11 protein-coding genes and 2 tRNA genes are annotated in these 14,275 nt (G+C 64.2%); 11 read left to right on the top strand and 2 right to left on the bottom strand.

What is annotated here, in order from left to right; translation table 11 throughout:
* Window position 1: 1 nt before the first annotated feature.
* The 3 genes from AB4068_RS02945 to AB4068_RS02935 are packed head-to-tail and all read left to right on the top strand — an operon-like array spanning window position 2 to window position 3,104.
* A complete protein-coding gene (locus AB4068_RS02945; RefSeq protein WP_284990999.1) occupies window positions 2-1,165 on the top strand; it encodes a cystathionine gamma-synthase in 1,164 nt (387 codons plus the stop codon).
* Between the two features lie 53 nt (window positions 1,166-1,218).
* Window positions 1,219-1,746, top strand: a complete 528-nt coding sequence (locus AB4068_RS02940) for a winged helix-turn-helix transcriptional regulator (protein ID WP_441432611.1) — start codon at window positions 1,219-1,221, stop codon at window positions 1,744-1,746.
* Window positions 1,743-3,104, top strand: coding sequence for an MFS transporter (locus AB4068_RS02935; protein WP_441432610.1), 1,362 nt, complete (start codon window positions 1,743-1,745; stop codon window positions 3,102-3,104). Before AB4068_RS02940 ends, AB4068_RS02935 begins: the two co-directional genes overlap by 4 nt.
* 30 nt (window positions 3,105-3,134) lie before the next feature.
* Here the strand turns inward: AB4068_RS02935 and AB4068_RS02930 are convergent, their stop codons facing one another.
* Window positions 3,135-4,319: an acyl-CoA dehydrogenase family protein gene (locus tag AB4068_RS02930; protein WP_441432609.1), complete on the bottom strand. Its 1,185-nt coding sequence runs from the start codon at window positions 4,317-4,319 to the stop codon at window positions 3,135-3,137.
* A gap of 91 nt (window positions 4,320-4,410) precedes the next feature.
* On the opposite strand from AB4068_RS02930, the gene AB4068_RS02925 reads away from it, so the two are divergent.
* The 8 genes from AB4068_RS02925 to AB4068_RS02890 all read left to right on the top strand — a co-directional run bounded on the left by AB4068_RS02925 (window position 4,411) and on the right by AB4068_RS02890 (window position 11,645).
* Window positions 4,411-5,895, top strand: coding sequence for a sensor histidine kinase (locus tag AB4068_RS02925; protein WP_441432608.1), 1,485 nt, complete (start codon window positions 4,411-4,413; stop codon window positions 5,893-5,895).
* Window positions 5,892-6,566: a response regulator gene (locus tag AB4068_RS02920; RefSeq protein ID WP_059387283.1), complete on the top strand. Its 675-nt coding sequence runs from the start codon at window positions 5,892-5,894 to the stop codon at window positions 6,564-6,566. The genes AB4068_RS02925 and AB4068_RS02920 overlap by 4 nt, the downstream gene beginning before the upstream one ends.
* Before the next feature lie 21 nt (window positions 6,567-6,587).
* Window positions 6,588-7,250, top strand: a complete 663-nt coding sequence (locus AB4068_RS02915; RefSeq protein ID WP_441432607.1) for an MOSC domain-containing protein — start codon at window positions 6,588-6,590, stop codon at window positions 7,248-7,250.
* Window positions 7,251-7,690: 440 nt separating this feature from the next.
* Window positions 7,691-9,880: a DEAD/DEAH box helicase gene (locus tag AB4068_RS02910; RefSeq protein ID WP_441432606.1), complete on the top strand. Its 2,190-nt coding sequence runs from the start codon at window positions 7,691-7,693 to the stop codon at window positions 9,878-9,880.
* A 126-nt stretch (window positions 9,881-10,006) separates the two neighbouring features.
* Window positions 10,007-10,369: a LysM peptidoglycan-binding domain-containing protein gene (locus AB4068_RS02905; protein WP_441432605.1), complete on the top strand. Its 363-nt coding sequence runs from the start codon at window positions 10,007-10,009 to the stop codon at window positions 10,367-10,369.
* A 118-nt stretch (window positions 10,370-10,487) separates the two neighbouring features.
* Window positions 10,488-10,559, top strand: a tRNA-Thr gene (locus AB4068_RS02900).
* A gap of 62 nt (window positions 10,560-10,621) precedes the next feature.
* Window positions 10,622-10,698 (top strand) — tRNA-Met (locus AB4068_RS02895).
* A gap of 473 nt (window positions 10,699-11,171) precedes the next feature.
* Window positions 11,172-11,645, top strand: coding sequence for a DUF805 domain-containing protein (locus AB4068_RS02890; RefSeq protein WP_441432604.1), 474 nt, complete (start codon window positions 11,172-11,174; stop codon window positions 11,643-11,645).
* A 1,184-nt stretch (window positions 11,646-12,829) separates the two neighbouring features.
* On the opposite strand, the gene AB4068_RS02885 is transcribed toward AB4068_RS02890, so the two are convergent.
* The gene (locus AB4068_RS02885; RefSeq protein WP_441432603.1) at window positions 12,830-13,771 is read right to left on the bottom strand and encodes a LysM peptidoglycan-binding domain-containing protein; all 942 of its coding nucleotides are present in this window, start codon (window positions 13,769-13,771) and stop codon (window positions 12,830-12,832) included.
* Window positions 13,772-14,275 lie beyond the last annotated feature (504 nt).

Raw genomic sequence — 14,275 nt, 5'->3', positions numbered from 1 at the left:
TATGTCTGCAAACGAAGCAGGATTCAACACGCGTGCCGTCCACGCCGGCCAGGCGTTCGAACCGCGCACCGGCGCCGTGGTTCCGCCGCTGCACTTCAGCTCGACGTATGCCCAGGACGGCATAGGCGGTTTGCGCGACGGCTACGAGTATGGCCGCGGCGGCAACCCCACCCGAGATGCGCTGCAAGAACAGCTCGCCGCGCTCGAAGGCGGCACCCACGCCTTCAGCTTCAGCTCGGGCCTCGCAGCGGAGGACTCACTGATCCGTGCTGTTGCCCGGCCCGGCGACCACATCGTCCTCGGCAACGACGCGTATGGCGGAACCTACCGGCTCATCAACCGCGTGCTCGGTGAGTGGGGCATCGGCAACACACCAGTGGACATGTCCAACCTGAACGCCGTTGCCGCGGCCGTCGCGGCGAACAAGACCCGCATCGTCTGGGTGGAAACGCCTTCCAACCCCATGATGAAGATCACCGATATCGAAGCGCTCGCCAAAGTTGCGCACGACGCCGGTGCCCTCCTGGTGGTCGACAACACCTTTGCGTCCCCCTACTTGCAGACCCCGCTCGCCCTGGGGGCCGACGTCGTGGTCCACTCGACCACCAAGTACATCGGCGGCCACTCGGATGTGGTGGGCGGGGCGATCGTGGTCAAGGACGCCGAACTGGCAGAGAAGATCGGCTTCGTGCAGTTCGCTGTCGGCGCCGTGTCCGGACCCATGGATGCGTTCCTGACCACGCGTGGCCTCAAGACGCTCGGCGTGCGCATGGACCGCCACAGCGAGAACGCCCAGGCCGTGGCCGAGTGGTTGCTGGAGCGCCCCGAGGTTGAAGCCGTGCTGTATCCGGGGCTGCCTTCCCACCCGGGCCACGAGCTCGCGGCCAAGCAGATGAAGAAGTTCGGCGGCATGATTTCCGTGCAGTTCAAGGGCGGCGAAGCCGCGGCCCGCAAAGTTGCCGAATCCACCCAGGTCTTCACTCTGGCCGAGTCCCTGGGCGGCATCGAGTCCCTCATGAACTATCCCTCGGAGATGACGCACGCTTCGGTCAAGGGCACTGAGCTGGCCGTGCCTGTCAACCTGATCCGGCTTTCCTGCGGCATCGAGGACGTCGAAGACCTGATTGCGGACCTCGAGCAGGCGATCGGCAACATCACCGACTGAAAACCCCTCCAAATCACCTAGCTTTCTTTAGGAAAGCCAGCTAATCTCGAACCATGCCCTTACGATCCGATTGGTCCGAGCGGACGTGCAGCCTGGCGCGCGGCCTCGATATCCTCGGCGACCCTTGGGGAAGCCTGGTGCTGCGGGAGGTCTTCTTCGGCAACGGCCGCTTCGACGCCATCAAAACCCGCCTCCACATCGCAGACAACGTCCTCAGTAAAAGACTGGGCTGGCTGGTCGAGGCAGGCCTCCTTGTCCAACGGCCCTACCTGGACGGCGCCCGCACGCGCCAGGAGTACGTCCTCACCCCCAAGGGCGAAGATGCTTTGCCGGTCTTGAACGCCATCATCATCTGGTCCGAAAAGCATCTCGATGCGCCGGCGGACAACGCCCACATGCGCGTGATCCACAACGGCTGTGGACTGCCGACGGCGTCGGCCGATACGTGCTCCCATTGCGGGTCCCGCCTGACCGCCGCCAACACCAGTTGGCATAGCCTCACGCGATCGGAACACCCCATGGCCCTGGCCACCGCCCCCGCCCGACGCGACCTCCTGGACGAATCGGAGCCCTCCGCATGACCGCACCCAATCCCACCGAACTTTCCGCCGGCAAACCAGCTGGCAAGACTCCGCGGAAGCGGCGCCTCCACCCCGCCTGGATGGTGGCCGCCGTCGCGTTCCTGGCCCTTGTGGGCGCAGCCGGATTCCGTGCAGCCCCCGGTGTGCTCATGGTGCCGCTGCAACAGGAATTCGGCTGGTCAACAACCGTCTTGTCGCTCGCAGTCAGCATCAACCTGGTGTTGTTCGGGCTCACGGCACCGTTCGCTGCGGCGCTCATGGAACGCTTCGGCATCCGCACCGTCACCGCGATTGCCCTTTGCCTGATCGGTCTCGGCTCCGCCCTGACGGTGTTCGTCAACCAGTCGTGGCAGATCCTGCTGACCTGGGGCGTCCTGATCGGGCTGGGCACCGGCTCCATGGCCTTGGTTTTCGCGGCCACCATCGCCAATACGTGGTTCTCCAAGAACCGCGGACTCGTGATCGGCATCCTGACGGCGGGCAGCGCGGCCGGGCAGCTAGTGTTCCTGCCCTTCATCGCGGTGCTTGCCCAGAGCCCGGGCTGGCGCGGCGCGTCGCTCCTCATCGCAGCGGGTGCGCTTGCCGTAGTGCCGCTCGTGCTGCGCTGGCTGAAGAACTCACCTGCCGACGTCGGGGTCCAGCCCTACGGAGCCGAAGAAGACCAAGCGACGACGGCGGAGCCCGCCCCGGTCCCGGAAGTCGCCAACGCGGAAGGCGCCAAGACGCCCAACGCAGCCGTGCGCGCACTGCAGGTCCTCAAACGCGCCAGCAAAGTGCGCACCTTCTGGGCCCTGGTTGCCGGTTTCGCCATCTGCGGTGCTACCACCAACGGCCTGATCGGCACCCACTTCATCCCCTCGGCGCACGACCACGGCATGCCGGAAACCACCGCGGCGGGCCTGTTGGCCGTCGTCGGGATCTTCGACATCGTGGGCACCATCGCCTCCGGTTGGTTGACGGACCGCTTCAATCCCAAGGTGCTCCTGGCTGTGTATTACCAGTTCCGCGGGGTTGGGCTGTTGGTGCTGCCCGTGCTTCTGGGCTCCACCGTGCAACCGAGCATGATCCTGTTCGTAGTGGTGTACGGCCTGGACTGGGTGGCCACCGTGCCCCCGACGGCGGCCATCTGCCGGAAGGTGTTCGGCGCGGACGGCTCGGTGGTGTTCGGGTGGGTCTTTGCCGCGCACCAGCTCGGGGCCGCTGCGGCCGCGTTGCTCGCGGGTTACATCCGCGATGCCACTGGCCACTACACCTACGCATGGATCGGCGCCGCAGCGATGTGCACGGTGGCCGCCGTCATCAGCGCCACCATCCGCAAGGAGGCGGGAAAGAAGGAACCGGTTTCGGTCGGAGCCTAGCTCGCTGGGCTGGTCCCCCCGCGCGCGGAGCTAGCGGAAAGCCGGGACGCCCGTGATGTGCTGGCCAAGGATCAGCGTGTGCACCTCGTCCGTCCCTTCGTAAGTGCGCACGGATTCCAGGTTGTTGGCATGGCGCATGGGCGGGTAGTCCAGCGTGATGCCGTTGCCACCGAGGATGGTGCGCGCTTCGCGGGCGATCTTGATTGCCTCCCGCACATTGTTGAGCTTGCCCGCCGAGATCTGCTCCGGGTGCAGTTTGCCCGCATCCTTGAGCCGCCCAAGGTGCAGGGCGAGCAAGGTACCTTTCTGGATCTCCAGGACCATGTTAACGAGCTTTTCCTGGGTCAACTGGTAGCCGGCCAAGGGCTTGCCGAATTGCATGCGGCTTCCGGCATATTCGAGCGCGGCCTCGTAGGAGTCGCGGGCAGCGCCCATGGCACCCCAAGCAATGCCGTACCGCGCCTCGTTGAGGCAGGAGAACGGGCCGCGGAGTCCCATGGCACCCGGGAGGAGTGCCTCCGGACCCAGCCGGACGGCGTCGAACACCACATCGCACTGGATCGAGGCACGCATGGAGAGCTTCGCGTCGATGGGAGTCACGGCGACTCCCGGGGTGCCGGCCGGAACCAGGAAGCCCCGGATGCCGTCGTCGGTGTTTGCCCACACCACCATGACGTCCGCGATCGATGCCATCCCGATCCAGCGCTTCGAACCGCTCAGCACCCAGCAGGCGTCGTCGCCCGTCCCGTCGCGGCGGGCAAAGCTGGCCATGGACGACGGGTCCGAACCCGCCGTCGGCTCCGTCAAGGCAAAACAGCCGATCAGTTCGCCGGCAGCCATGCGCGGGAGCCATTGTTCCTTCTGCTCTTCGCTGCCCCACTTGTGGATCGCCGTCATGGCCAGGGAGCCTTGGACGGACACGAAGGTCCGGATGCCGGAATCGCCGGCCTCGAGTTCCATGGCGGCAACGCCGTATTCGACGGCGGTGCGGCCGGAGCAGCCGTAGCCCTCCAGATGCATGCCAAGGACGCCGAGTTCGCCGAGTTCCGCCGGCAGTTCCCGCGGGAACACCGCGTCCTCGTACCAGCGGGCGATGTTCGGCCGGATCCGCTGGTCCGTGAAATCGCGTACCTTCTCGCGAAGCTCCAGTTCCTCGGAGCCCAAGAGGGAATCGAGGGCAAGGACATCGGAGGTATCCGTCGTTGAATGGCTCATGCCAGCATCCTAAGGCCGGACATGTTCCCCGCAGCGTCCTGTAAGGACCGTCGGCGCCGGCGCGGCACCTGCGCCGTGCCAGAATTGAGCCATGGCCGCCGCGGATGTGAACGCAATAGGGCTGCAGCTACCGGCAGTCAAGGGAATCGGGCGACCCCGAATTCTGGCGGGCCTAGTCCTGGCCCTGCTGCTACCTTCTGCGATCGAAGTCGTGGTATCCGCGCTGCAATACCGGAACTTCGCCATGATCATGCTCTTCCAATTGGCCGTCTCCGCCGCCGTTGCCGCGATCGGCGGGTTGTGGCCGGCGGTGGTGTCCGCCGTCCTCGGCAGCATGCTCTTGAACTACTTCTCAGCCGATCCGGTGGGCTCCCTCTCGATCGCGGATCCTGCCACGCTTTTCACCCTGGTCATCTTCCTTGCCGTGGCGTGCGGCGTGGCGCTCGCCGTCGGTTTGGCGACCCGACGGGCCCAGGAAGCCGCGCATTCCGGAGCCGAGGCGAGGGCACTGAGCGAATTGGCCCTTCGTATCCTGAGCTCGGACGGCAGCCTCGAGTCGTTCCTGGACAAAATCCGCGTCAACCTCGGCATGGAAGCGATGACGCTGCTCTCCACGTTTGACTCGCCGGACGCCACCGGACCGGGTTGGAAGGTCCTTGCAAGCTCCGGGATTCAACCGCCGGTGACCCATGCGGCCGCCGACCATGCCGCCGTCGTCGATCGCAACTACACGCTCCTGCTCAGGGGCGGACCGCTCTCCGAACAGCACCGCCGCATGCTCGCCGCGTTCGGCGCCTTCGTGGTGGCCGTGCGGGAGCGCCAGCAGCTGGTCAAGAGCAGGCAGGACAACGCGCGCCTGGCGGAAGGCAACAAGATGCGGACCTCCATCCTGCGCGCCGTCTCCCATGACCTCCGCACTCCTTTGGCGGGCATCAAGCTTGCCGTCAGCAGCCTGCGCCAGGAAGACGTGACCTTTGCTCCCGAAGACGAGCGCGAACTATTGGCCACTATCGAGGACTACGCGGACCGTTTGGATCACTTGGTGGATAACCTACTGGACATGTCCCGTATCACCGCGGATGCCGTGAACCCGCTGCTGCGCGGACTGGGCTGGCACCAGATCCTGCCGGAGGCTTTACGCGGGGTGCCGGGGGAGCGCATACGCAACGAGCTACTGGCCAACCTTCCGTATATAGAGGCCGACGCCGGGATGCTGGAACGCGTTGTGGCGAACCTCGTGGAGAACGCGGTGAAATACGCGCCTGATTCCGATGTTGTGCTGGTGGCGCGGACCGGTGCGGGCATCATGGTGGATGGTCGGCCGGCCAGCGAACTGCGGGTGATGGACCACGGCTCGGGGATAGCGCCCGCGGCCGTGCTGGAGCTTTTCCAGCCTTTCCAACGCCTCGATGATTCTCCATCCAGCCGTGACGGCCGCAGCGGAATCGGCCTGGGACTCGCTGTCGCCAAGGGCTTCACCGAGGCCATGGGCGGTACGCTCATGGCCGAGGCGACGCCGGGAGGCGGGCTGACCATGGTGGTCACAATCCCTCTGTGGACGGGAGGACGGCCATGAGCCTCGTGCTGATCGTGGAAGATGAAGCCCAGATCGCCCGGGCAATGCAGATCAATCTCCATGCCCACGGCTACCGTGCCATCAGCGTCGGCAACGGCGCAGACGCACTCAAGGCGGCTGCCCAGCAGCCAGTGGACATCGTGGTGCTCGATCTCGGCCTGCCGGACATGGATGGCGTGGACGTGATCAAGGGAATCCGCGGCTGGAGCACCATGCCCATCATCGTGTTGTCTGCCCGCCACGGTTCGGAAGACAAAGTTGAGGCCCTCGATGCCGGGGCCGACGACTACGTGACCAAGCCCTTCGGCCTTGACGAACTCCTGGCCAGGCTCCGTGCAGCCTCGAGGCGGGCAGCGCCCCGGCATGAAGCGCCGACGCTCCAGACCGCCGACTTCCTGGTTGACCTGGCCGGAAAGAAGATCACCAAAGACGGCGCGGAAGTCCGGTTGACGCCCACGGAATGGAACATCCTGGAATTGCTGGTGCGCAACGCCGGACGGCTGGTCAGCCAGCAGCAGATCCTCACACAGGTCTGGGGACAGGCCTACGCCAAGGAGACCCAGTACCTGCGTGTCTATATTGCCCAGCTCCGGCGCAAGCTCGAACGCGACCCTGCGCAGCCCCGACACCTCCATACCGAGGCCGGCATGGGATATCGCTTCGATCCGTAGCTGCGTACGTAGACTGTAGTCATGGATACCGCATCGTTGCTTGCTGTTTGCCGGGTATACGAGCTCCTGCCCGATCCCGAAGGGTCGGTCGGAGTGACGGCCATTGACAAGCGCCCCGTCGAGGGGCCGGTGAAGGTCCACAAGCTGGGAATCCACGGAGACATCCAGGCGAGCCGGATCCACCACGGCGGCGAGGACCAAGCACTCTATGCGTACTCCCAGGCCGATGCCGATTTCTGGGCGGGTGAACTCCAGAGGGACATGCCTCCCGGGATCTTCGGGGAGAACCTCCGCGTTGCCGGAATCGAGACCAGCGGTGCCGTGATCGGCGAACGGTGGAAGATCGGCCTGGACGTCGAAGTCGAGGTCACCTCCCCGCGTGTGCCGTGCGCGACTTTCCAGCGCCGCATGAACGAACCACAGTGGGTCAAGCGCTTCACGGAAGCCGGACGCGTCGGCACCTATCTGCGCGTGGTGAAGACCGGCTCCATTTCGGCCGGTGACTACATCCACAAGCTGTTTGTGCCCAAACATGGCATCACGGTGGGGCAGTGGTTCAGCAACCCCAACCTCGATGACATGCAATTGCTCCTCGACGCCGAAGCCGACGGAGAAGTCCTGCTGCAGTCCGACTACCACGACACCTTCGAAAAGCTGATGCGCCGCAACGGGGTGGATGCCTGAAGCGGCCGTTGAGCGGACAGCCGGGAAGGACGTCCTGAGGGGCGGCCTTGACGGCGCCGGTGGCGGGTTTGTGCGCAAGCTCACCGCCGCCGTCGACCGTTATGTCGCCAAGGGACTCATCTGTGCCCTACACTTGAACTATCCCCCACTCCGGAAATCCCTTTTTCCTGCCCAATTCTTGAGGCAGGACTGGTCAGTGTTGGGGCCCGCAAAATGTGTGTGGGCAGTTTCATAGGGAGAGCCGGGCGAAGAAAACGCTGTACAGACTGCTGAGATAGCAGCCAAGAGATGCAGCGGGAAGTCCTGCCATGGGATTGCGACAGCGCCGGACTTCTTGCGAGCACCAGAGCCTTCGGGTTCTTTTGCCCGCAACGTGTACTGCGGCCAAGCCCAACCGGGCCGCGCCGACTGGCCCCCTATGGATGAGGAAACTTTCCCCTATGCCCGAAAACCTGAACGACCCGTTCGTCGCCGAGTCTGCTGAAGAAGCAGAGACCGCCGTCGAGATCGCCGAAACCGCACCCGCCGAAACCGCCGCACCCGCCGCTGAGTTCATCGAGGCTGCAGCGCCCGGTGAGGCCCCGGCCGAGGCACCCGCCGAGGCTTCCGCCAAGGCCCCGGCTGCAGTTCCGGCCGAATCGCCTGTCGAAGAAGAGGAAGAGGGCATCCGCTTCGTCGACCTCGGAATCGACCCCCGCGTCCTTGCGGCCCTGCAGGACGTCGGCTACGAGAAGCCGTCTCCGATCCAGGCAGCAACCATTCCGCTGCTGCTCGAAGGCCGCGACGTCGTCGGCCTCGCCCAGACCGGCACCGGTAAGACTGCAGCATTCGCAGTACCGGCACTGTCCCGCCTGGCCGAACTCCACGACCTGAACGGCCCGTCCCGCAAGACGCAGGCACTGGTCCTCGCTCCGACCCGCGAGCTTGCGCTCCAGGTTGCCGAGGCCTTCACCTCGTACGCCAAGCACATCGATGACTTCACGGTTCTCCCCGTCTACGGTGGCTCCGCTTATGGCCCGCAGCTTGCTGGCCTTCGCCGCGGTGCACAGGTTGTTGTGGGTACCCCGGGCCGCGTTATCGACCACATCTCCAAGGGTTCCCTGGACCTGTCCGAGCTGCAGTACCTCGTCTTGGACGAAGCCGACGAAATGCTCCGCATGGGCTTCGCCGAGGACGTTGAGCAGATCTTCCAGCAGACCCCGGAAGACCGCCAGGTTGCGCTGTTCTCTGCCACGATGCCGGGCCAGATCCGCCGTATGTCCAAGCAGTACCTGAACAACCCTGCCGAGATCTCGGTCAAGTCCAAGACCACCACCGGCGCCAACACCCGCCAGCGGTACCTGCAGGTCATGGGCCCGCACAAGCTCGATGCCCTGACCCGCATCCTCGAGGTGGAAGAGTTCGACGGCGTTATCGCCTTCGTGCGCACCAAGATGGCTACCGAGGACCTGGCTGACAAGCTGAAGTCCCGCGGCTTCCAGGCCGCCGCCATCAACGGCGACATTCCGCAGCAGCAGCGCGAACGGACTGTCGACGCGCTGAAGGAAGGCCGCATCGACATCCTGGTCGCCACCGACGTCGCGGCCCGTGGCCTTGACGTTGAGCGCATCAGCCACGTGGTCAACTACGACATCCCGCACGACACCGAGTCCTACGTCCACCGCATCGGCCGTACCGGCCGTGCAGGCCGTAGCGGCGACGCCATCCTCTTCATGACGCCGCGGGAGAAGTACCTGCTGCGTTCGATCGAGAAGGCCACCCGCCAGCCGGTTGAGCAGATGCACCTGCCCACTGCCGAGACGGTCAACACCTTGCGCCTTGGCAAGTTCGCGGACAAGATCACGGAGACCCTCGAGTCCGAGGACGTTGCCGCGTTCCGCGACCTGATCTCTTCCTACGAAGAGGAGCACAACGTTCCGGCTTCGGAGATCGCAGCTGCACTGGCCGTCATGGCACAGGGCGGCCAGCCGCTCCTGGTCAAGGAACTGCCGGCTGCACCGGAATTCCAGAAGCGCGAGCGCTCCAAGGACGGCTTCGGTTCCCGTGGCCCGACCCGCGCCCTGACCGAGGGCAACGCCACCTACCGGATCGCCGTCGGACGCCGCCAGCGCGTCATGCCGGGTTCGATCGTTGGCGCCATTGCCAATGAAGGCGGCATCTCCTCGGCACAGATCGGCGGCATCGACATCCGCTCGGACCACTCCCTGGTGGAGCTCCCGGCAGACCTGAGCCCCGAGCAGTTGCGTGCCCTGTCCCGCACCCGGATCGGCGGCGAGTTGATTCACCTCGAGCTGGACAACGGCCGCAAGCCGGCCTCTGACCGTGGCGGCGAGCGTGGCGGTTACTCCGGAGGCAGCCGCGGCGGCGACCGTGGTGGCTACTCCGGTGGTGACCGTGGCGGAAACTTCAAGGGCAACGGTGGCTTCAAGAAGGAGTTCCGTAAGACTGAAGGCGACCGTGGCGGCTACTCCGGTGGCGAGCGCACTTCCGCTGATCGCGGCGGCCGTTCCTACAGCGAGCGCAGCAGCGCCGGTACCGGGACGGGCAGCTACGCCGACCGCGGCGCACGCAAGCCGCGCACTGGCGGCGACGCGGGCAACCGCGATTTCAACCGCAAGAGTAAGTGGTAAACAGGACTAGTTCCTGGGTTTCTCGCCAGAGGCCGGCTTTCGAGCCGGCCTCTGGCCGTTTAACGGTGGCCCCACTTTAACGCCCGCCCAGGTTCCGCGCTTGCCCGGCTGTGGAAAGCTAGGTTCATGGGATTCCTCGATGGGTTGAAGAAGAACCTCGGCTTCGAGAAGGCCGAACACAAGCCGGATGGACGGCCGTCTGAGGCCCCACAGGAGGCCGCTGAAGCCTCAACGGGGGAGACGGTCCAAAGCCCGGGTCCGGAGCCGTCAGTGGAGGCTCCCGTGGCGCCCGGCCCCGCACTGCCCGACGCCGGTGCTTCCGCCGCCAACGCAGGGCCGGTCACGGAAGTCGTAGTGGAGACCGACGATACCCTCAGCGGCATCGCCATGCAGTTCGGCGTCGACTTGGATGCCCTGATCGCCGTGAACGCGGACACCGTGCCCAACCCGGACCACATCTACCCTGGCCAAGTGCTCCGACTGCCCTGATGCGGACGCTCTTCGGCTCAAGAAACCGGGGCGGATGCAAATTGTGTCGGCGCCGTTTTTCCCTGTCCCGCAGCCGATTTGTGGCCTGCGAAATCGTCCGGTAGAGTATTTACTCGTTGCCCCCCTAGCTCAGTGGTAGAGCGCGTTCTTGGTAAGAACGAGGTCACCGGATCGATTCCGGTGGGGGGCTCTGAATGAGGGCCTGTGTCAAGGCGGTTTTTGACCGGCTTGACGCAGGTTTTTCTCATTCGTGGCGGTGTAGCTCAGTTGGTTAGAGCGCACGACTCATAATCGTGAGGTCGGGAGATCGAGCCTCCCCACCGCTACCAAGTAAAACCCCCGGAATCCGCGAGATTCCGGGGGTTTTTCGTTTTCGGCGCTAGCTGATGGACGCCAAGGTGTAACCACTCCCGCGGCGCACACCGCACAACGGCCTCCGCGCGTTTGGAGCCCCCGCCCCTGCATCTTAGGCCGGCCGGGCCCGGTGTTGGTCCAAGTGAATTAGAGGAGAAATCTGGGCGGTAGCCACAAGGCCACTGGGTGCTTGCCGTAAAGATTTCGTAAAGATCGTGACGAAATGGCGCTACTTGCCGATAGTTTCGGACGCGCCGCCATCTGAGGTTTCCCCCAATTCTCGGGTGGTGCGCATCTAGAAAGATGGCCCGCCGCCTGTGGTTCCCCCAATTCTCAGGCGGCGGCGCCCTTCGAAGATGTCCAAGTCCTATGCACGGAACTCAACGTGGGTACGGCGCGTCGTAACTCGCGATCACCCTCGAACTTACTCGTCTATTTAGGAGATCCATTGTCGTACCAGCAGCAACAAACCACCCAGTTTGGCAGCGCCATTCCGCTTTGGGCCCCGTACTATGGTGCACCGATCGGCGAGGCAGCACGCCGGTTCGTCAAGAAGTACGCCACGTTCACCGGCCGGGCCAGCCGTAGCGAGTACTGGTGGTGGACCCTCATCTCGGTTGTCGTCACCACCGTGCTGAACATCGTCATGTCCGTAGCTGGCTCCGCGGGTGCCACCGTCAATGACTCCGGAGCTATGGTCCCGGGTCCCGGGGCGATGGTCGGCGTCATCCTCCTGGTCATCTGGGGTCTGGCAGTCATCGTCCCGTCTCTGGCCCTCACTGTCCGCCGCCTCCACGATGTGAACTTCAGTGGCTGGATGATCTTGATCGGCCTGGTCCCGTTCCTCGGTGGACTGGCGCTGCTCGTCTTCACGATCCTGCCGTCCAAGCCGGAAGGCCAGCGGTTCGACGTCCCCGCCTAGCTCCAAATCACAGGACAACCTGAAGGGTCATCGGCCGTGATGCCGGTGGCCCTTCAGTGTCTTCCTCGATTGAGTTTTCTGCCAGGCAGCGACGAACGAAACCCATTGGGTGGGCGTGGAGGGCGCAGCGGCCGGCGCGTCATCGCGCGATACTGGCCCGCATCTCCCGCGCACGGAAGGGCTTGGTGATGAAGCCGTCCGCTCCGGAGCCCATCCGCCGGCCAGTGAAGCCTGCCCTGTGCCTTCGCGAAGCCCGCAAGTTTGCTGGGCACTTGCCGTAAAGATTTCGTAAAGATCCTGCTGAAAAGCTGAGAGCGCGCGCAGCCTGCCGATAGTTTTTAGAAGCGCCGCCACTTGGGTGTCCCCCAATCCTCAGGTGGCGGCGCTTCTTGAAGATCACGGCCAGGGCCTCAGTTACCTGAGCAAAACAGATTCTTCCATAAGCATGTGGCGCCTGGTTGGCGCGCGAGCTGACAGTCTTAGTGAAATCTTGATCTTTTCTTAGTGTTTCCTTGAGGTTCACCCTGTAGTGGGCCGGTTTCGTCTGTCGGCCATCTCAAGCTACGATCAGGAGGTTGTCCGGACCGAAAGGCATCCCTGCTCGTGGATTTTGGCCGCTTTCTCATTGACCTTGTGGTCTTCGTTGGCATCACAGTTGTGCTGATGTGCTCGCTCCACCTGCTCGTGCTGTGGCGCTCGAAGCGGAAGTACAGGAAGCTCTCGCGCCCGGAGCCACGGGCACTTCCGGGCCACGATGCCGGAGCCCGTCCGGAAAGGCGAGGTCCGGCACGCATTCGCGACCAACCGGCGACTGTCAGTGGCGGCCAAAGGCCATGACAATGGCTACTATCGCCGCGACGACCAGCACCGTCGCAACCCAGATCCATTGCTGTCCGTCCAAGTTCGCCCCAATCTCAGGTCTTGATCCAGTCTCCCAAACCGGAGGTTGTTGAGCGAGGTCTTGTGGGGAAGATCGAAAGCCCACCCTTGCAGAAGCAGGCCGGAAGCGTTCAGCTTCCGGCCTGCTTTTTCAGCCAGGAAGGGAGTCCGGGTGCCTCCCTTCCTGACCTTCTTTGAGAAGCGATCCCGCGCAACACCCCGACGACACGCCCTCTACGGGGCCTTCTAAAATTCAAAGAGGGTCAGGAAGGGCGCTCGCCCAGCCCGCGCCGACGGGAGCGCCCTTAGTTCAGCGCGATGACCAGCATCTGGTTGGTGCCCGGGATGCACGTCTGCAGTATCGCCCGGGGGAAGCCGCCGAATACTGCTGCGACGTTGTTTGTCGTCCCGCCTTGGGGCACCTGGCCGCGAGCTGTCACGGTGTATGTGCCGTAACCGGGAATGCTCACCGTCTCGCCGACGCCGATACCCGAGAATCGTGCCCACCCGCCGCAGAAATCATGTTCTGTAATGAAAAGCGAATAGGCGTCCGTGGGAGTGAAATGGATCGGGCCAATGCAACTGTCCACAGCCGCCTGGCCGCCGGAGCCCGCAACATAGATGGTCCGCACCGCCGGAGCCGGAGCCGGAGCAGGCGCGGGCGCAGGCGCCGGAGCGGGGGCCGGTGCCGGAGCGGGTGCCGGAGCCGCGTCAACCGGCGGCCCGGTCAGCTTCAGCACCTGGCCGGGCACGATCACGGAATACGCACTGAGCCCATTGGCTGCCAGCATCGCATCGACGTCGACGCCGAATCGGGYGGCTATCGAGCCAACGGTGTCGCCGCTGACCACCGTGTAGGCGTTCGTGTCGGGCGCCGGAGCAGGCGCAGGAGCAGGAGCGGGTGGAGCAGCGGCTGCGACCGGCGCCGCTGCAGGAGCTGACGGCGCGACAGCGGCTGGTGCCGGTGCCGGCGTGGGACTGTCAACCGGCGTCGGACTGGCAACCGCCGGGGAAGGTGCGGCAATCCCGGCTGCCGAACCGACGTGCGTGGCGTTTGCAGCGCTCGCGCCTGGGGCAAGGACCTGTGTGTAGTTCTGCATCGTCACGGCCGCAATGGCGACCACCGCCACAATTGCCCAAGTGGCTATTGATGCCTTGTACCTGGTGACAGTTCTTACCCCCGCGGATATCAGGGCGAGGACGCTGCCTCCACTGATCCCGCCGTGTCTGTACTCCTGCTGATACATGTCGAATCCCCGTAGCTCATCGTTTCTGGGGCCGGCCGGTTGGCGGCCCCGGGAAGTGATACGCAGGCGCAGGGGATGGCGCTCGTTGAGACCCTTTTGCTTAAATGCGCAGCACTGAGGAAGCCCTCATTTCCGCCCATTTCGAATAGATCCATCAACGGGATGTAACCCGGTTATTTGGATAAGTCCATCAATGAGATTTATGAAATGAGGTATTCCTTTTCCTGCTGCAGGTGATTTGAGTGTAGGAATGGGTAATTCGCTCCACACGAGTGGGTGCCACTTGCTTTTATTTCCGGCTGGCCACCAAACACTCGCAAGTCTTCTTCGGCGTCGGGACGGGTGCCCCCAAGGCCCGGACTTCCGGCCTTTTGGCAGGGTGGCGATCTTGTTTAAACTAAGTCTACTTAGTAATCAGTAGTCAGATTTGTCCGGAGAACTGACGAATTCAGCAATGGGCTCCGCAAATGCGGAGCGGCGATTTTCCGGGAATTCATCCACCGT

The organism is Arthrobacter sp. 2RAF22 (assembly GCF_052115325.1).
In the GTDB taxonomy this organism is placed as follows: Bacteria; Actinomycetota; Actinomycetes; order Actinomycetales; family Micrococcaceae; genus Arthrobacter.
The sequence above is the reverse complement of the archived record's forward strand: the minus strand, read 5'-3'. Positions and strand labels throughout refer to the sequence as shown.